Genomic DNA, 17,809 nt, shown 5'->3' on the forward strand with positions numbered 1-17,809 from the left:
GAGGGAATTCCCTCCGGGCCCGCTCTGTTGGGGGTGACAAGAAGTTCAACGCTCAACTAAAGTGGGCGTACCAAGGAGGTCCCACCATGCCTGCAGTGACCGTCGAGAACCCGTTGACGCTGCCCCGCGTGACCGCAGCAGCCGACGCCGTGGCACGCCCCGTGCTCACCGTCACGACCGCTCCGAGCGGATTCGAGGGTGAGGGCTTCCCGGTGCGCCGCGCGTTCGCCGGGATCAACTACCGCCACCTCGACCCGTTCATCATGATGGACCAGATGGGCGAGGTGGAGTACGCGCCGGGCGAGCCCAAGGGCACCCCCTGGCACCCGCACCGCGGCTTCGAGACCGTCACCTACATCATCGACGGCGTCTTCGACCACCAGGACTCGCAGGGCGGTGGCGGCACCATCACCAACGGCGACACCCAGTGGATGACCGCCGGCTCGGGCCTGCTGCACATCGAGGCCCCGCCGGAGGCCCTCGTCGTGTCCGGCGGCCTCTTCCACGGCCTCCAGCTGTGGGTGAACCTCCCGGCCAGGGACAAGATGATGGCCCCGCGCTACCAGGACATCCGCGGCCGCAACGTCCAGCTGCTCACCTCGCCCGACGGCGGCGCGCTGCTCCGCGTCATCGCCGGTGAGCTGGACGGCCACGAGGGCCCGGGCATCACGCACACGCCGATCACGATGATCCACGCGACCCTGGCGCCGGGTGCCGAGATCACCCTGCCCTGGCGCGAGGACTTCAACGGCCTGGCGTACGTCATGGCGGGCCGCGGCAGCGTCGGCGCCGAGCGCAGGCCGATCCACCTGGGCCAGACCGCCGTCTTCGGCGCGGGCTCCTCGCTGACCGTCCGCGCGGACGAGAAGCAGGACTCCCACACGCCGGACCTGGAGGTCGTGCTGCTGGGCGGACAGCCGATCCGCGAGCCGATGGCCCACTACGGCCCGTTCGTCATGAACACCAAGGACGAGCTGATGCAGGCCTTCGAGGACTTCCAGAAGGGCCGTCTGGGCACGGTCCCCGCCGTGCACGGCATGACGGAGAGCGGCCCGCAGGCCTGACGGAAGCTCCCCCCGGGCCCGGCGCTGAGCGGCCCCCGGGCCCGGGGGACGGTGGCCGCGCGGGTCTGACGGAGACCCGCGCGGCCACCCGCACGTGCGGGGCCGCGCGCGCTCACCCGCCCGGCCCCGCGCGGCAGGACAGCCACCGGCGGCCATGATCCGCTGGGGGTGTGTCGCTGCTGCCCGACCCCGTCCGCCGGTTCGCCGCCTGGTGCGCCGTGCTGCTGCTCGCCGCCGGGGTGGGCTGGGTGGCGGTACGGCTGTGCGGCGAGTTCCGTACGGCCGTCACGCCGGTGCTGCTCGCGCTGCTCGGCACCGCGCTGCTGAGGCCGCTGTACCGGCGGCTCGTGCGGACCGGGGTGCAGCGGTCGCTGGCGGCCGGACTCACGTGCGTCGCGGTCGTCGCCGTCGTCGGCGGTGCCGTGTACATCGTCGTCGCCGCGCTCATCGACAGCGGCGACCAGATCATCGTCTCGCTCCGGCAGGCCGCCAGGTCCGTCGCCCGGCACTTCGGCGCCGCCGGCACCGGGCTCGACGACCTCGCCGCCAACTCGCGCGAACTGCTCGGCAAGTTCGGCGGGACGGCCGCTTCCGGCGTGATCAGCGGGGTCAGCGTGGTCGGCGAGAGCATGGCCATGGCGGTGCTCGCGCTGCTGCTCGTCTTCTTCTTCCTGCGCGACGCCGACCGGGCCCTGAACGCCCTGCGCTCCGTGGTGCCCGACGGCGCCTCCGGCACCGTGGAGGCCATGGCCCGGCGGGCCTTCCGCGCGGTCGAGGGGTTCATGCGCGGGACCACGCTCATCGCCCTCATCGACGCCGTCTGCATCACCGTCGGCCTGCTGATCCTCCAGGTGCCCGGCGCGGTCGGACTCGGCGCGCTCGTCTTCGTCGGCGCCTACATCCCCTACCTCGGCGCCTTCATCTCCGGCGCGGTGGCCGTGCTGGTCGCCCTGGCCGACCGGGGATTCGTCATCGCGCTGTGGGCGCTCGGGGTGGTGCTGGCGGTGCAGGTGCTGGAGGGGCACGTGCTCCAGCCGGTCATCCAGAGCCGGACCGTGCAGATGCACCCGGCGGTGGTGCTGCTGGCCATCACCGCCGGCGCCTCCTTCGCGGGCATCCTCGGCATGCTGCTCTCGGTCCCGCTGACCGCCGCGGCCTTCTCGGTCGCCCAGGAGCTGCGGGACCGCTACGGCGGCCAGGGCCCGCAGGGCGCGGCCGCCGCCGGCGCGGGCCGTCCGGTGGAACCCTCCGGCACCCCGTCGGTCCCCCCGTCCGGTCCGTCCCCGAGCACCCCGCCGGACGGTCCGTCGTCCTAGACCCACGCTCGGGGCCGCCTCCCCGGCGGCCGGCTCCGGCACCGGTCCGCCCCGAATCCTTCCGTCCGGCCGGGATCGCCCCGGTTCCCCGGGCCCCTGGCGGGCTTAGTCGTCGTGGTCGTCCACCCGGCCGGGCGCCGCGGACTCGACCGGCGCGACCGGTGCGGCGGGGCCGCAGCCCCCCGTTCCGGCGGATTCGTGCAGCTCGAACCAGATGCTCTTGCCCCGGCCCCGGGGGTCGACTCCCCAGGTGTCGGCGAGGAGTTCGATGAGCATCAGACCGCGGCCCGAGGAGGCCAGTTCACCGGGGCGGCGCCGGTGGGGGAGGTCGTCGCCCGCGTCGGTGACCTCCACCCGCAGCCGCCGGCCGTCCGCACCGGCCACCTCGGCGAGCAGCAGCGCGTCGGCGTCGGTGTGGACGAGGACGTTCGTGACCATCTCGGAGACCAGCAGGACCGCCGAATCGACCTGCTCCGCCGAGGACCAGTCGTGCAGCAGCTCCCGCAGGTGCTGGCGGGCCTCGGCGATCCGTTCGGGTTCGTCCTGCGCCACCGACAGCAGGGTGCGCCGCACCGCGGGCCGCGCCGCCTCGGTGCCGACGCGGTCGTGACCCTCCCCGGCCCGGCACAGCAGCACCAGGGCGATGTCGTCCTCGCGGCGGTCCGCAAGGGGCCCGGTGGTGTGGTGCGACGACGGCCCGTGCACCGCCTGCACGAGCGCGTCGGCCAGCGTCTCCGCGTCGCCGTCGTGGTCCTCCAGGACCGCCCGGAGGCGTCGCCAGCCGCTCGCCATGTCGTGGCCGCCGGTCTCGATCAGGCCGTCGGTGCAGAGCATCATCGTCTCGCCGGGCTCCAGCGAGAACCGGGTCGTCGGGTAGTCCGCGTCCGGATCGATGCCCAGCGGCAGCCCGCCCGCCGTCGGCCGCATCATCACCGTGCCGTCGGCCATCCGGATCGCCGGGTCCGGGTGCCCGGCGCGGGCGATCTCCAGCATCCCGGTCGCCGGGTCGGCCTCCACGTAGACGCAGGTCGCGAAGCGGAGGTCGGCCAGGTTCTCGTCCCGGGAGTCGTGCGTGACGCCGTGCAGGAAACGGGAGGCGCGGGAGAGGACGGCGTCCGGACGGTGCCCCTCCGAGGCGTAGGCGCGCAGCGCGATCCGCAGCTGGCCCATCAGTCCCGCCGCCCGCACGTCGTGCCCCTGCACATCCCCGATGACCAGTGCGAAACGGCCGGAGGGCAGCGGGATCATGTCGTACCAGTCGCCGCCGACCTGCAGTCCGCCGCCGGTCGGGATGTAGCGGGCGGCCACCCGCATCCCGGGGATCTCCGGGCCCAGCGACGGCAGCATGGAGCGCTGCAGGCCCTCGGTCAGCTCGCGTTCGGACTCCGCGGCGCCGGCCCGGGACAGCGCCTGCGCGAGCATCCGCGCCACCGTCGTCAGCACGGCGCGCTCGTCCGGGGTGAAGGCCACCGGATAGGTGAAGGCCGCCATCCAGGCGCCCATCGTGCGTCCGGCCACCGTCAGCGGCAGGAACGCCCAGGAGTGGCGGCCGAAACGCTCGACGTAGGGCCACATCGCCGGGTAGCGGCTCTCGTACTGCTCCGGCGAGGCCACGTACACCGCGCGCCCGGAGCGCACCACCTCGGCCGCCGGGTAGTCGGCGGCGAGCGGCATGTCGGAGAAGGGCCGGATGTCGCCCGGCTGGTGCCCGTGGTGACCGATGATCGTCAGCCGGTCGCCCTCCACCCCGAACACCACGAGCCCGTCCGGGGAGAACCCCGGCATCGACAGGGCGCCCGCCACCCGCAGCACCTCCGCCGTGGAGCGGGCCTCCGCCAGCGCCCGGCCGGCGTCCAGCAGAAACGCCTCCCGCGAGCGCCGCCAGTCCCCGGTGACCGTGCTGCGCCCCGCCGCCGTGCCGGGGGTCGGCTCGGTCACCTCCTGGAGGGTGCCGATGAGCTCGTACGCCCGCCGCTCGGGGTCGAAGGACGGCTTGGAGCGGCTGCGGACGACCCGCAGGACGTTCCCCTGCGGGTCCATGATCCGGATGCGCACCTCGGCGAGGGTGCCCTCGGCCGCCGCGAGCTGGACCACACCGGTGATCTCGTTCCAGTCGACCGGGTGCAGCCGGGCCCGGGTCTGGGCCTCGGTGAGGGTGGCGGACTCGGCGGGCAGCCCGAGCAGCCGCGCCGCCTCCGCGTCCACGCCGACCAGCCCGGTGGCGGTGTCCCAGTGCCACAGACCGGTCGCGAGGGCGGCGAGGACGTCGCCTACGGACGGCAGGGGCTCGCCAGTGCGCATTGACCCACTTTAAGAAGATCCGATCGATAGGTGCCACTGTGGGCCGCCGCTGCCCGCCCCGGCGGGGCCGGCACCGGCCGCGCTGCCGCGGACCCGTGGGCCGTAATGGTGGGGAGCCGATCTTGGGCTGCCCGGTACCCTTGACGGGTCCGGGCCCCGTGCCCGATCCCGCCGGTCCGCGAGGCCGGCAGGAGAGAACCCCACCACGAAGGACGATGAACGACGATGCATCGGTACAGGTCCCACACCTGCGGCCAGCTCCGCGCCTCTGACGTCGGCACCGACGTCCGGCTGAGTGGCTGGCTGCACAATCGGCGCGACCTGGGCGGCATCCTCTTCATCGATCTGCGCGACCACTACGGCATCACCCAGCTGGTCGCCCGCCCCGGCACCCCGGCGTACGAGGCCCTGGACAAGATGTCCAAGGAGTCCACGGTCCGCGTCGACGGCCAGGTTGTTTCACGTGGAACCGAGAACGTGAACTCCGACCTGCCCACCGGTGAGATCGAGGTCGAGGTCGCCGAGGTCGAGCTGCTCGGCGCGGCCGCCCCGCTGCCCTTCACGATCAACGCCGAGGACGGGGTCAACGAGGAGCGGCGCCTGGAGTACCGCTTCCTGGACCTGCGCCGCGAGCGCATGCACCGCAACATCATGCTGCGGACGGCCGTGATCTCCGCGATCCGCCACAAGATGGTGGCGATGGGCTTCAACGAGATGGCGACGCCGATCCTGTCCGCCACCTCGCCCGAGGGCGCCCGCGACTACGTGGTGCCCTCCCGAGTGCACCCGGGCAAGTTCTACGCGCTGCCGCAGGCCCCGCAGCAGTTCAAGCAGCTGCTGATGATCTCCGGCTTCGACCGCTACTTCCAGATCGCGCCCTGCTTCCGCGACGAGGACGCCCGCGCCGACCGCTCGCCGGGCGAGTTCTACCAGCTCGACGTGGAGATGTCCTTCGTCGAGCAGGAGGACGTCTTCCAGCCCATCGAGAAGCTCATGACCGAGCTGTTCGAGGAGTTCGGCGGCGGCCGCCACGTCACCTCCCCCTTCCCGCGCATCCCGTTCCGCGAGGCGATGGCGAAGTACGGCTCCGACAAGCCGGACCTGCGCGCCAAGCTGGAGCTGGTGGACATCACCGATGTCTTCGAGGGCTCGGAGTTCAAGGCGTTCGCGGGCAAGCACGTGCGCGCCCTGCCGGTGCCGGACGTCTCCGCGCAGCCCCGCAAGTTCTTCGACCAGCTCGGCGACTTCGCCGTCGAGCAGGGCGCCAAGGGCCTGGCCTGGGTGCGGGTGGCCGAGGACGGCACGCTGTCCGGCCCGATCGCGAAGTTCCTCACCGAGGCGAACGTCGCCGAGCTGACCAAGCGTCTCTCCCTGGCCCCCGGCCACGCCGTCTTCTTCGGCGCGGGCGAGTACGACGAGGTCTCCAAGATCATGGGCGCCGTCCGGGTGGAGGCCGCCAAGCGCGCGGGCCACTTCGAGGAGGGCGTCTTCCGCTTCTGCTGGATCGTCGACTTCCCGATGTACGAGAAGGACGAGGAGACCGGCGGGATCGACTTCTCGCACAACCCGTTCTCGATGCCGCAGGGCGGTCTGGAGGCCCTGGAGACCCAGGACCCGCTGGACATCCTCGGCTGGCAGTACGACATCGTCTGCAACGGCGTCGAGCTGTCCTCCGGCGCGATCCGGAACCACGAGCCGGACATCATGCTCAAGGCGTTCGAGATCGCGGGCTACGACCGTGAGACCGTCGAGGAGAAGTTCGCGGGCATGCTCCGCGCGTTCCGCTTCGGCGCCCCGCCGCACGGCGGCATCGCCCCGGGCGTGGACCGCATCGTCATGCTCCTCGCGGACGAGCCCAACATCCGCGAGACGATCTCCTTCCCGCTCAACGGCAACGCCCAGGACCTGATGATGGGCGCGCCGACCGAGCTGGACGAGTCCCGCCTGCGCGAGCTGCACCTGAGCATCCGCAAGCCGCAGCCGAAGTAGCCGGCCGGCCGGCGGACGCCGAGCAGAACGGGAAGGGCCCGGAACCGGGATCGGTTCCGGGCCCTTCCCGTCGTGTCCGGGCTCAGGACAGGGACTTGTAGCCGCCCCAGCCCGTCGCGATCTTCGTGCGGGCGCCGAAGGAGCCCTTGCCGTCGCCGCTGTTGCGGTACAGGTTCCCGCTCGTGTCGCGGGAGACCAGGTCCGCCTTCCCGTCGTCGGTGATGTCGCCGACGCCGACGACCGCGTCGTACGAGCCGCCCCACGCGGTGAACAGCTTCACGCGGGCCGCGAAGGTGCCGTTGCCCCTGCCGTCGTACCGGTAGAGGGTGTTCGCCTTGTCCTGGGCGAGGAGGTCGCCGATGCCGTCGCCGTTCAGGTCGCCGGCGCCGATGACCTTCTTGTAGCCCTTCCAGTTGTCGTACAGCTTCACGCGGGCCGCGAGCTTGCCGGTGCTCGTGCCCTTGTGGAGGTGGACGGTGCCGGTGGAGGCGGTGCGGGTGACCAGGTCCGGGCGCCCGTCGCCGGTCACGTCACCGGGCGAGGTCAGCAGGTCGTACTGGGTCCAGCCGCTGCTCGCGAGGGGCGTGTACGACGTCTTCGGGGTGACCGCCCTGCCGCAGCCCGGCTTGTACAGGCGCAGGGCGCCGCTGCTCAGCCGGACGAGGACGTCGTTGCAGCGGTCGCCGCTGAGGTCGCCGAACGGGATCGCCCGGACGCTCGTGGCCCAGCCGCTGCCGCTGATCTTGCTGCCGAACTTCCCGGTGCCGGTGCCGAACTGGAAGGTGAGGCCGCCGGAGGAGTTCAGCGTGAGCAGATCGCCCCGGCCGTCCGGGCCGTCCGGGCTGCCGAGATCGTGGCGCACGGCCGACCCGCGGCCGAGGAAGCCCGTGCCGGAGGCGGCCGTCGCCGGTCCGCCCGTGCCGATTCCGGTCGCCCTGAGGGACCAGGTGTACGCGCCGTTCGGGAACGGGGTGCCGTCCGCCGCCTTGCCGTTCCAGCTCACCGACACCTGGGCCCGGGTCGCCCCGCCGGTGAAGGTGCGGGTGGCCTTGCCGGCCGGGCCGCTCTGCACCGAGGTGAAGGTCAGGGACCAGGACGTGACCGGACGGGACAGCAGGACCTGCGTCCAGTACGGCGTCGAACCCGGCTGCACGTAGCTGTCCGTCTGGGTCTCGAAGGACGTCACGGCCGACGGCGCGATCCCGGTGGTGGCGAGGTGCGTCCGCTCGTACGGGTCGGTCCAGGCGACCAGGCCCGTGTACTCGTCCACGGTCCACTTGAAGCGGCGGTCCTTGGCGAGACCGGTGTCGGCGACCTCACCGGTGAGGACCCGGACGGCGCCGGTGGCCGCGTCCGTCAGCACCAGGGTGCCGGCGGTGGGGTCGTGGCGGACGGTGAAGCCGTCACCGAGCAGCACGTCACCACCGGCCACGGCGCGGGAGGTGGCGGCCCTGGTGTCGTACACGCCGGCCGTGCCGTCGCCGCACGCCCAGTACACCCAGCGGCCCGCCGCCTGCAGCTCGCTCGGCACACAGCCGAGACCGGGCACGGTGACCGTGGCCAGGGCGCGGTTCTCGGTCAGGCTGTACGAGGAGAGCCTGCCGGTGCCGGCGGCGCTCCACAGGGTCGAGCCGTTCAGCGCGGCGGCGCGCACCGACCGCTTCAGCTTCTGCCCCTGCCCGAACTCGCCGACGTACTGCGCCGGGGAGGCGCCGCCGGAGTCGTAGACCGCGTAGTCGTCGGAGACGTCGACGATCGTGCCGCCCTCGGTGCGGAACTCCAGGGTGCTGTCGGAGGAGCCGTCGTTCATCGCGACCAGCCGGTCCGCGTCACCGAGGCCGGTGCCGCCGTCGCCACCGTCGTAGAACGTGGTGAGGTGCACGTCGCGTGGCTCCTCGCCGGTGTTGCCCCAGAGCACCGAGCAGTCGGCGCCCGCGTACGGGCAGACCGGCGCGATCCGGTCGCCGGCCTGCGGCGCGGAGGCGGACAGCTGCGTACCGCCGTTCGTGACGAGCGTGCGCAGCGAGGTGGTGTCCATGGTGCTCTTCGGGTCGTCCTCGGCGATGCGCAGACCGCCCCGGCTGAGCGCGAGACCCGTCTTGGCGTTCTCCACGGCCGGGACCTGCGCCAGCTTCTCCAGGGCGACCGTGCCGTCCGCGGCCCGGGTGGCCCGCCGGACCCACCAGTCGCCGGCCTCGGTGCCGCCGGTGACGAGGGCGGAGCCGCCGGCCGCGCGGACCGCGTACTTGCCCGCCTTGGCCAGCAGGGTCTGCGTGGTGCCGTCCTGCAGGGAGACGGCGGTCAGCTCACTGGTGCCGGTACCGGTGTGCCGCGGCAGCAGCAGCCGGTCGCCGACGAGGACCGGGGCGCCGTCGAGCACGGTACCGGGCGACGGCAGGTCGATCACCTGCTCGTCCGCGCCCGGGTCGGTGCGCGGCTTGAGGTGCAGGTCGCCGGAGCCGGGCTCGTACCAGCCGAACCGGTCGTCGCCCAGCACGGTGACCGGACGGGAGCCCGAACCGGAGAACGCCTTGGTGGCGACGGCCGTGTCGAGATCGAGGTAGTACAGGTCCGTGGCGACCCGGAACAGCACGCCGTGCGCGTCCGCCGCGGTGATCATGCCCGAGGTGACCCGTGTGCCGGCCGGGGTGACGGCCCGGGACCGCCAGGCGCCGTCCACCCGGTCGTACAGCGCCTTCTCGGTGACCACGGTCCGCCCGGCGAGCCCCCGGTAGGGCTCGTCGGAGGTGAACTCCGACGTGGTCCGGGTCGCCGGGTCCCACAGGGTCACGGATCCGGCCGACGGCAGGGCGACCAGGTCGGCGTCGGTGCCGTACCAGGCCGTCGGGCACAGGCTCGAGCCCAGAGTCGCGCAGCTGCCGCCGGCCGCGGGTGTGTACACCCCGTCGGCGGTGCGGACGGTCACGGTGGTGCCGTCGCTGTAGTCCGTCCACAGGAACCCGGGGATCCCGCTCTGCCGGTGCAGGAAGCCGCTCGGCCCCGCGACCAGCGGCTGGTCGCTGCGCGGCTGCGTGGAGGCGGGGTCGGTCAGCGTGATCTCGGTGGTGCCGGCCGCCGGGGCGGCCGGATCGGCCGAGGCGCCGCTCTCCGGTAGAACGGCGACGGATACGGCCGCCACGGCGACCGCGAACGAGGAGACGGCCGCAGCGATGCCGCGCCGTCTCGGGGCGTGTCTGCCCACGTGCGATTCCCTCCCCGCGAGGGCCCCCGCCCTCGCCAAGTGAGCGGACTTTACCAGTCCTTTGAACGCTCTTGAGCCGGCAGGGGAGCCCGGGAGGGACGCGGGCGCGGGCCCTCAGTCGCCGGTGCCGGGTTCGGGCTCCTCGTCCGGGCTCGCACCGTCCTCCAGCAGCCGCTCGGCGATGTCGTCAGACCAGTGCTGGGCCCAGGCACGCAGGTCCGCGATGTCCGGTTCCGCCAGGCCGTACCGCAGGAACTCCCGGTCCGCGTAGAAGTCCGTGCCGGTCAGCCGGGACTGCAGGGTGGGCAGGTCGAAGGGGTCGTGGGCGTGCCGGCGGCCCAGCTCCTCCAGGTCGATCAGGGAGAAGCGGGCGGCGGCGGCACGGGCGTCGATGAGGTCGACGGCGGCGCCCCGGTCGTACAGCGCGCGGATCTTCGTGCCCACGGCGTCCTCGACGGAGAGGGCCGGGCCGTGGCCGGTGAGCTCCGGCGGATGCCAGAAGGCCTCCTTGTGCAGCGTAAGAGCACAGGGTTCGCCGGTGGGCGGGTCGGTGACGGTCAGCTGGGCGGTGCGCACGCCTGCCGGTCCGGGGCGTACCTGCCGGCCCCTGGCCTCCAGCGCCGCGCCGACGGCAGCGGCGATCCGGTCCAGTGCCTCGGAACTCTCCGTGGCGAAGTCGAGGTTGGCGTGCGGGCGCTGGATCAGACCGTGCGCCTGGAGGGCGTGTCCACCGGCGAGCACCAGCCCGTACGGGCCGCCCGCAGTGACGACGTCCGCGAGGAGCCGACGATGAGGTTCGGAGAGGGTCACGGCATGCGTACTCTGCCAGAAAAAATTCTCCGCTCGCTGTCACACCGGTCCCGTCGGCGGTGTCAGAGGGGTGTTCGCACATCGGAACCCCATCGCCACAGGAGCCTCTCATGCATGTCGCCGCCGTCGTCGTGACCCTGGTAGCCGCCCTCATGGCGGGTTTCTCCGGGACCGTGCTGCTGATGCGGGCCCAGTGGATCGTGAAGGCGCTCGAGGACTACCGGGTGCCGGAGTCGTGGTGGACCTGGCTGGGGCTGGCCAAGGCCGCCGGCGCCGTGGGCCTGGTGGCCGGGCTGTTCGTCCCGGTCGTCGGCGTCCTGGCCGGGATCTGCCTGGTGGCCTACTTCGCCGGGGCGGCGATCACCGTGGCGCGGGCGCGGTGGTACGCGCACATCCCGTTCCCGCTGGTCTACGCCGCACCGGTGGTCGGGGCGCTCGTGCTCGGGCACGCGGCCTGAACGGGCCGGCCGCGGAACGCGCGTGCCCGCCGCGCCGGCATCGGCCGGCGGGCACGTCACGTGGTCGGGGGTCAGCCCTCCTCGCCGCCGAAGCGCTCCTTGTACGTCGCCAGGTCCTCCTCGGTGAGCTTGGCGAACAGCACCGGCGGCACCGTGAACGGGGTGCCGGCCGGGACCGCGGCCAGGGACTTCGCCTCGTCGGCGGTGACCCAGGTCGCGGTGTCGTCCGTCAGCGCGAAGGCGCCGCGCATCGCCGCCGAGGTGGCCGGGATGAACGGCTCGGAGACCACCGCGTAGAGGTGGATCAGGTTCATGGCGGTGCGCAGGGTGAGGGCCGCGCCGTCCTTGTCGGTCTTGATCTCCAGCCAGGGGGCCTTCTCCTCCAGGTAGGAGTTGCCGGCCGACCACAGGGCACGCAGGGCGGCGGCCGCCTTGCGGAACTGGAGGGTCTCCATGTGCGACTCGTACTCGCCGAGGAGCTTCGCGATCTCCTCGCCCAGCTTCGCCTCGGCCTCGCCCGGTGCGCCGCCCGCCGGGACGTCGTCGCCGAAGCGCTTGCGGGAGAAGGACAGCACCCGGTTGACGAAGTTGCCGAGGGTGTCGGCCAGGTCCTTGTTCACCGTGGCGGTGAAGTGCTCCCAGGTGAAGGACGAGTCGTCCGACTCCGGGGCGTTGGCGATCAGGAAGTACCGCCAGTAGTCCGCGGGCAGGATGTCCAGGGCCTGGTCGGTGAAGACGCCCCGCTTCTGCGAGGTGGAGAACTTGCCGCCGTAGTACGTCAGCCAGTTGAAGGCCTTGACGTAGTCGACCTTCTTCCACGGCTCGCGCACGCCCAGCTCGGTGGCCGGGAACATCACGGTGTGGAAGGGGACGTTGTCCTTGGCCATGAACTCCGTGTAGCGGACGTCGGTGTCGACGTCGTACCACCACGACTTCCAGTCGCGGTTCTCCGGGTCCTGGTCCGCCCACTCCTTGGTCGCGCCGATGTACTCGATCGGGGCGTCGAACCAGACGTAGAAGACCTTGCCCTCGGCGGCCAGCTCCGGCCAGGTGTCCGCGGGGACGGGAACGCCCCAGTCGAGGTCACGGGTGATCGCCCGGTCGTGCAGGCCCTCGGTCAGCCACTTGCGGGCGATGGAGGAGGCGAGCTGCGGCCAGTCGTCCTCGTGCCGGGCCACCCACTCCTCGACCTCGTGCTGCAGCTTCGACTGGAGCAGGAAGAGGTGCTTGGTCTCGCGGACCTCCAGGTCGGTGGAGCCGGAGATCGCCGAGCGCGGGTCGATCAGGTCGGTGGGGTCCAGGACGCGGGTGCAGTTCTCGCACTGGTCGCCGCGGGCCTTGTCGTAGCCGCAGTGCGGGCAGGTGCCCTCGACGTAGCGGTCCGGCAGGAAGCGGCCGTCGGCCGGGCTGTACACCTGGCGGATCGCCCGCTCCTCGATGAAGCCGTTCTCGTTGAGGCGGCGGGCGAAGTGCTGGGTGATGTCCCGGTTCTCCGCGGAGGAGCTGCGGCCGAAGTAGTCGAAGGCCAGCGCGAAGCCGTCGTAGACCGCCTTCTGCGCGTCGTGCGCCTGGGCGCAGAACTCGTCGACCGGCAGGCCCCGCTCCTTGGCGGCCAGCTCGGCCGGGGTGCCGTGCTCGTCGGTGGCGCAGATGTACAGCACGTCGTGGCCGCGCTGGCGCAGGTAGCGGGAGTACACGTCCGCCGGGAGCATGGACCCCACCATGTTGCCCAGGTGCTTGATCCCGTTGATGTACGGAAGGGCGCTGGTGATGAGGTGTCGAGCCATCGCGGGCTGCTCCCAGGTCGGGTTGTTTTACGAACCTTGAAATGGTAGCCGAGACGGGTGGGCCGCCCGCTTCCCGTTTTGCAGGGTGGGAAGGGGCGGCCCGGTGGCTGTCGGCCGGAGCGGCCGTGCGTCACGGACGCCAGTCGGCGAGTACGCCCTCGTAGAGCTCCCCGTCGGTGAGCTCGCGGGGGGTGGGGCCGGCGTGGAAGAAGGACGTGTTGCCGGTCTTCAGCCTGCGGAGGTAGTCGAAGGCCTTGTTGTCGTGCTCACCGAAGGCGACGAAGGAGAAGAACACGGTGGGGTGCTTCTCCGCGGCCTCGGTGAGGGACTGGGTGGCCGGGGTCTTGGCGTCCGGGGCGCCGTCGGTCTGGAAGACGACGAGGGCCGGGGTGCCGGGGGTCTCGTTCTTCTCGTAGTGGGTGAGTACGGCCTCGACGGCGGCGTGGTAGCTGGTACGGCCCATGCGGCCGAGGCCGGCGTGGGTGTCGTCGATCTTCGTCTCGTGGCCCGGGGTGAGGGTGAGGTCGGTGGTGCCGTCCACCTCCGTGGAGAAGAAGACGACGTGGACCGTGGACGCGGGGTCCAGGTGGGCGGCGAGGGCGAGGGTCTGGTCGGCGAGGGCCTGGGCGGAGCCGTCCTTGTAGTACGGGCGCATGCTCGCCGAGCGGTCCAGCACGAGGTAGAGCTTGGCTCGGGTGCCGGTGAGGTCGGTCTTCTTGAGGGTGGCGGTGGCGGCCTTGTAGGCGGCGGCCAGGGCGGGAGCGGTGGACCTGACCTTGGCGAGGGGGGTGGCGGTCACCTGCGGTGCGGGTGCCTGCGGCGCCTTGGCGGGTGCCGGTGCCGGGTTCGCCTCGGCTTCGCCTTCGGCGTCCGTGTTCCCACCCGCACCACCCGTGCGGGTCTCGTCGTCGGCCGCGGGTGCCTCCTGCGGGGCGACCCCGCCGTCGGCGGCCGCCGGCTCCGGGGTCTCCTCGCCGGCGTTCGCCTTCGGCTCCGCCTCGGCCGCTGCCTTCTCCTCGGCGGCCTTCGCCTCGGCCTCGGCCTTGGCTGCCTCGGCGGCCTTCGCGTCCGCTTCGGCCTTGGCTGCCGCCTTCTCCTCGGCGGCCTTCGCCTCGGTCGCGGCCTTGGCTTCCGCCTTGGCCTTCGCTTCCGCCGCCGCCTGAGCGGCCTTCGCCTCGGCCTTGGCCTTGGCTGCCTCGGCGGCCTTCGCGTCCGCTTCGGCCTTGGCTGCTGCCTTCTCCTCGGCGGCCTTCGCCTCGGCCGCGGCCTTGGCTTCCGCCTTGGCCTTCGCTTCCGCCGCCGCCTGAGCGGCCTTCACCTCTGCTTCGGCCTTGGCCTTGGCCGCCTCGGCGGCCTTCGCGTCCGCTTCGGCCTTGGCTGCTGCCTTCTCCTCGGCGGCCTTCGCCTCAGCCGCGGCCTTGGCCTTTGCCTCAGCCTTGGCCGCGGCTTCCGCTTCCGCCTTCGCCTGGGCTTCCGCCTCGGCCTCGGCCTTGGACTTCGCGTCAGCCGCAGCCGCAGCCGCAGCCTTGGCCTCTGTGTCCGCCTCCGGCGCAGCCGTCTCCGCGTCCGTCGGGTCCGACGGACGGGGGACCTTGATGTTGTTGAAGGCCGCCGTCACGAGATCGTGCTCGCTGTCCGTGGCCTGGCGGGGCTCCGGAATCTCGGGGGTCTCCGAGGGCTCGGGGGTCGGTGCCGGGGCCGTCGCCTCGGCCTCGGGTGCGGCGGACTCGGTGTGCTCCGCGGCCGGGCTCTCCGTGGCCGGGGGCTGCGTGGGAAGTCGCTCCGCACCCTCCGCCTCGGTGGCTCGTGCCTTGCGTGAGCGGCCGAATGCGTTCCGCAGGAGAGTGAGAATGCCCATGTTCGCAACCCTTCGCGTGAGTTGAACCGTCGATCGCTGGCCAGGACGGACACGTAAGGTTAGCGAAGCGCTCAGCGGGGGGACGCGATCGACCTTGCCGCCGCCACCTCCTGCCGCAGAGGCTCCAGGACACTGCCGGCCGGGCCGGTGAGATCCGTGCGGACGGCGACCAGTGTCTCCGCGTTGCGCACGCCCTCCGACAGCTCCCGCAATTGCAGGGTGACCTGGGCGATCTCGACCGTGGAAGGTGCCGCCGCACCGTGCCGGACGCGGACGCGGGCCGCGGTCGTCGCGTCCACGATCCGTTCGACGGCGACGACCAGGGGCCACCAGGCGGCGGCGCGCCGTCCGGTCGGCGGGGGCTCGGTCAGGGCCCGCTGGAACTCGGTGCGGACGACGGACAGGTCGCGGTAGAGGCGGCGGCGCATCCGGGCGCGGGCGGCGGGCTCGGTGTCCGTGCCGAACGCCCCCTCCACGTAGGCCGCCGTGTCCGCGACCGCGTCCGCGAGCCGGTCGCCGACGCGGGTGTGCCAGCTCTCCGGCCACAGGAGGTAGCCGGCGACGAGGGCGATCGCGCAGCCGAGGAGCGAGTCGGCGAGCCGCGGGATCAGCAGGGCCGTTCCCTGGTGGTTGAGGATGTCGGAGAGCAGCAGGATCGCCGGGGTGATGGCCGCCGTCTGGTAGCCGTAGCCCCGCGGGGTCAGCGCCGGGATCAGCGGCGCCAGGACGAGCATGACCGCGACGTCTCCCCAGCCCTCGGGCACCGCCGACAGGACGACCGCCGCGACGACCAGGCCGACCACCGTGCCGAGGGCGCGCAGCAGGGCGCGGGAGAAGACCGAGCCGAAGTCCGGCTTGAGGACGAAGGTGATGGTGAGGGCGACCCAGTAGGAGCGGGCGACGGGCACGAGGGAGACGAGGGCCTGCGCGATGCCGATGCACAGCGCGAGGCGCAGGCCGTAGCGCCAGGAGTTCGCCGACAGGACGACGTTGCGGGCGGCGCGGGCCGTGCGGATGCCGAGGGCCGCGGGGCGGCCGAGGCGGTCGTCGATGCCGCGGGGGTCGACGTCGGGGGCGGCCACGACGTCGGCCGCGTGGCGCAGGGCGTGGTCCACCGCCCGGCCGGTCTCGGTGGTCGGGACCGGGAGGTCGAGGGCTATCGGGCCGGTGTAGCCCGTCTCCACGGCGTGGGCCAGGTGGTGCAGTGCCCGCGCGGTCCCCGGGGGGAGGGGGCGGCCCGCCAGGTGGGCGGCGGGCGCCGCCTCGACCACCGGGGTGATCGCGTTCAACCGGGCCAGCATCCGGGTCAGTTCGGGGCTGCGGCCGTGATGGCGGGCGCGCCGGGCCAGGATCAGGTCGTAGGACCGGTTGAGGGACTGGGTGACGGCGCGGCGGGCCTCGTCGTACTCCTCGGTGCGGTCCGTGCCGGAGACGGCGAGGAGGGCGGCGGCCGTGCGGTAGGTGTCGGCGACCGCCGCCCGTTCGGGCACGCCCGAGCGCAACGGCCAGGCCAGCAGGGCGAGCAGCAGGACCAGCAGGCCGCCGCCGGTCATCAGGAGCGGGGCCAGCCACCAGGGGGAGGGCAGCGGGAGGCCGGCGCCCACCACGCAGTTCAGCAGGAGCAGCAGGCCGGAGACCGAGGCGACCGCGCCGATCGTCGAGATCATGCCGGACACCAGCGCGACCGCGGTGACGACGGCCACCGCGTACCAGCCGTGCCCGTACACCAGCGTGCCCAGGGTGACGCCCACCGCGCCGAAGAGCTGCGGTACGGCGATGTTGAGGATGCGCATGCGGTAGGCGTCGGCGGTGTCGCCGATGACGCCGGACAGGGCGCCCATGGAGGCGAGGGCGCCGTACTCCGGGCGGCCGGCGGCGAGGCCGGCCGCCAGGGGGAGGGCCATGGCGAGGGCGGCACGGGCGACGGCGGCGCGGTTGACGGGGGCCTGCTGGGGTTGGAGGTTCCGGACCAGCCAGTCGGGAGGGGTGAGGCCGACGGGGAACTCTCGGGACATGCGCACATTATGGCGACCGCGTCCCGGCGGGCGGGGCGCGCCGCGGCTCATCGGCGCTGGTGGAGTGTGAGATCGACGACGAGGGCGCGGTGGTCGGTGCCGGTGACCCGCAGGAAGCGGGCGCCGGTCGCGGCGAAGTCCGGGGAGACCAGGACGTGGTCGATCTGGGTGCCGATGACGGAGGCGGTGCGCGAGGGCCAGCTGGGGGTGCGGTCGTGGCCGTCGAGGCGGGCGGCGTCGCCCAGGCCGGTGTCGAGGATGCGGCGGAAGGCCGCGTGGTCCTGGGAGGCGTTGAAGTCGCCGGCGAGGACGGTGGGGGTGTCCCCGCCCGCGGCCGCGTAGGCGCGGAGCCCGCCGAGTTCGCCGCGCCACCGGCCGAGCCGGCGCGGCAGCGGGGGCGCGGGGTGGGCGAGCTGGAGGCGTACGGCGTGACCGCGCACGTCGGCGACGGCGCCGGGCATGCCGAGGGTGCCCTCGACGCCGGCGGCCGGGGTGAGCGGGAAGCGGCTGAGGATCAGCGAGCCGCGGGAGCCGGCCGCGCGCACCGCCCGCCGGTGCGGGTAGGTGTCCGTGAACGCGGCCTCCAGTGCGGCCTGGCACCGGTACGCGCACTCCTGCACGAACACCACGTCCGGACGCCGGTCGCGGATGACCGGGACGAGCGCGGGGGTGCCGCGATCGAGTTCGACGTTCGAGGTGAGCACACGGAACGCGGCGAGGGGCGGCCCGGCGGGTTGGGTGGTGCGGCCGTACGGCTCCAGGTACCAGGCGAGCAGGCCGAGGACGGCGACTCCCCAGACCAGGCCCGTCCACCAGCGCGCGAGCAGCGCGCAGAGCAGGGCGAAGCCGGTGGGCAGCAGCAGCCAGGGCAGGAAGGCGAGGAGCTGGGGCACGGGCGTGACGCCGTCCGTGTCGGCCACGCGGCAGCCGACGACGGCGCTCACGCCGGCCAGCAGCAGTCCGGCGCACCAGGCGCCGGGCCTGCGTCCGGGGCGTTGCGTCACGACGG

General features: G+C 73.0%; 11 protein-coding genes. 4 read left to right on the forward strand and 7 right to left on the reverse strand.

What is annotated here, in order from left to right:
- Nucleotides 1–86: 86 nt before the first annotated feature.
- Entirely contained in the window at nucleotides 87–1,064 is a 978-nt protein-coding gene (locus tag N8I86_RS20175) for a pirin family protein (RefSeq protein WP_073887540.1), read from the forward strand.
- Nucleotides 1,065–1,234: 170 nt separating this feature from the next.
- Nucleotides 1,235–2,380, forward strand: coding sequence for an AI-2E family transporter (locus tag N8I86_RS20180; protein WP_073887541.1), 1,146 nt, complete (start codon nucleotides 1,235–1,237; stop codon nucleotides 2,378–2,380).
- Nucleotides 2,381–2,485: 105 nt separating this feature from the next.
- On the opposite strand, the gene N8I86_RS20185 is transcribed toward N8I86_RS20180, so the two are convergent.
- Nucleotides 2,486–4,681 (reverse strand): SpoIIE family protein phosphatase, encoded by a 2,196-nt coding sequence (locus tag N8I86_RS20185; RefSeq protein ID WP_263278372.1) that lies wholly within the window; start codon nucleotides 4,679–4,681, stop codon nucleotides 2,486–2,488.
- 225 nt (nucleotides 4,682–4,906) lie between these two features.
- Here N8I86_RS20185 and aspS point away from each other — a divergent pair, with 225 nt between their 5' ends.
- Nucleotides 4,907–6,670, forward strand: a complete 1,764-nt coding sequence (gene aspS / locus N8I86_RS20190; RefSeq protein WP_123437291.1) for an aspartate--tRNA ligase — start codon at nucleotides 4,907–4,909, stop codon at nucleotides 6,668–6,670.
- Between the two features lie 82 nt (nucleotides 6,671–6,752).
- Here aspS and N8I86_RS20195 read toward each other — a convergent pair whose 3' ends face one another.
- Nucleotides 6,753–9,872, reverse strand: coding sequence for an FG-GAP-like repeat-containing protein (locus tag N8I86_RS20195; RefSeq protein WP_263278373.1), 3,120 nt, complete (start codon nucleotides 9,870–9,872; stop codon nucleotides 6,753–6,755).
- Between the two features lie 114 nt (nucleotides 9,873–9,986).
- Nucleotides 9,987–10,682 (reverse strand): nucleotidyl transferase AbiEii/AbiGii toxin family protein, encoded by a 696-nt coding sequence (locus tag N8I86_RS20200; RefSeq protein WP_073887546.1) that lies wholly within the window; start codon nucleotides 10,680–10,682, stop codon nucleotides 9,987–9,989.
- Nucleotides 10,683–10,792: 110 nt separating this feature from the next.
- Here N8I86_RS20200 and N8I86_RS20205 point away from each other — a divergent pair, with 110 nt between their 5' ends.
- Complete coding sequence (locus N8I86_RS20205; RefSeq protein WP_073887547.1) at nucleotides 10,793–11,140, forward strand: DoxX family protein; 348 nt, start codon at nucleotides 10,793–10,795, stop codon at nucleotides 11,138–11,140.
- Between the two features lie 71 nt (nucleotides 11,141–11,211).
- Here the strand turns inward: N8I86_RS20205 and metG are convergent, their stop codons facing one another.
- From metG to N8I86_RS20225, 4 genes are all read right to left on the reverse strand, one after another.
- On the reverse strand, nucleotides 11,212–12,927 hold the full coding sequence (gene metG / locus N8I86_RS20210; protein WP_073887549.1) for a methionine--tRNA ligase: 1,716 nt from the start codon (nucleotides 12,925–12,927) through the stop codon (nucleotides 11,212–11,214).
- 130 nt (nucleotides 12,928–13,057) lie between these two features.
- A complete protein-coding gene (locus N8I86_RS20215; RefSeq protein WP_263278374.1) occupies nucleotides 13,058–14,785 on the reverse strand; it encodes a VWA domain-containing protein in 1,728 nt (575 codons plus the stop codon).
- Nucleotides 14,786–14,856: 71 nt separating this feature from the next.
- Nucleotides 14,857–16,800: an FUSC family protein gene (locus N8I86_RS20220; protein WP_263278375.1), complete on the reverse strand. Its 1,944-nt coding sequence runs from the start codon at nucleotides 16,798–16,800 to the stop codon at nucleotides 14,857–14,859.
- A 47-nt stretch (nucleotides 16,801–16,847) separates the two neighbouring features.
- The gene (locus N8I86_RS20225) at nucleotides 16,848–17,804 is read right to left on the reverse strand and encodes an endonuclease/exonuclease/phosphatase family protein (protein WP_073887553.1); all 957 of its coding nucleotides are present in this window, start codon (nucleotides 17,802–17,804) and stop codon (nucleotides 16,848–16,850) included.
- Between the last annotated feature and the right edge of the window lie 5 nt (nucleotides 17,805–17,809).

Origin of the sequence: Streptomyces albidicamelliae, assembly GCF_025642175.1 — a bacterium.
Classification (GTDB): domain Bacteria; phylum Actinomycetota; class Actinomycetes; order Streptomycetales; family Streptomycetaceae; genus Streptomyces; species Streptomyces albidocamelliae.

Bases quoted from the DNA above. Each gene is read 5' to 3' on its own strand.
- N8I86_RS20175 (WP_073887540.1), top strand. From the start codon at position 87: ATGCCTGCAGTGACCGTCGAGAACCCGTTGACGCTGCCCCGCGTGACC.
- N8I86_RS20185 (WP_263278372.1), bottom strand. From the start codon at position 4,681: ATGCGCACTGGCGAGCCCCTGCCGTCCGTAGGCGACGTCCTCGCCGCC.
- aspS (WP_123437291.1), top strand. From the start codon at position 4,907: ATGCATCGGTACAGGTCCCACACCTGCGGCCAGCTCCGCGCCTCTGAC.
- N8I86_RS20205 (WP_073887547.1), top strand. From the start codon at position 10,793: ATGCATGTCGCCGCCGTCGTCGTGACCCTGGTAGCCGCCCTCATGGCG.
- metG (WP_073887549.1), bottom strand. From the start codon at position 12,927: ATGGCTCGACACCTCATCACCAGCGCCCTTCCGTACATCAACGGGATC.
- N8I86_RS20215 (WP_263278374.1), bottom strand. From the start codon at position 14,785: ATGGGCATTCTCACTCTCCTGCGGAACGCATTCGGCCGCTCACGCAAG.
- N8I86_RS20220 (WP_263278375.1), bottom strand. From the start codon at position 16,800: ATGTCCCGAGAGTTCCCCGTCGGCCTCACCCCTCCCGACTGGCTGGTC.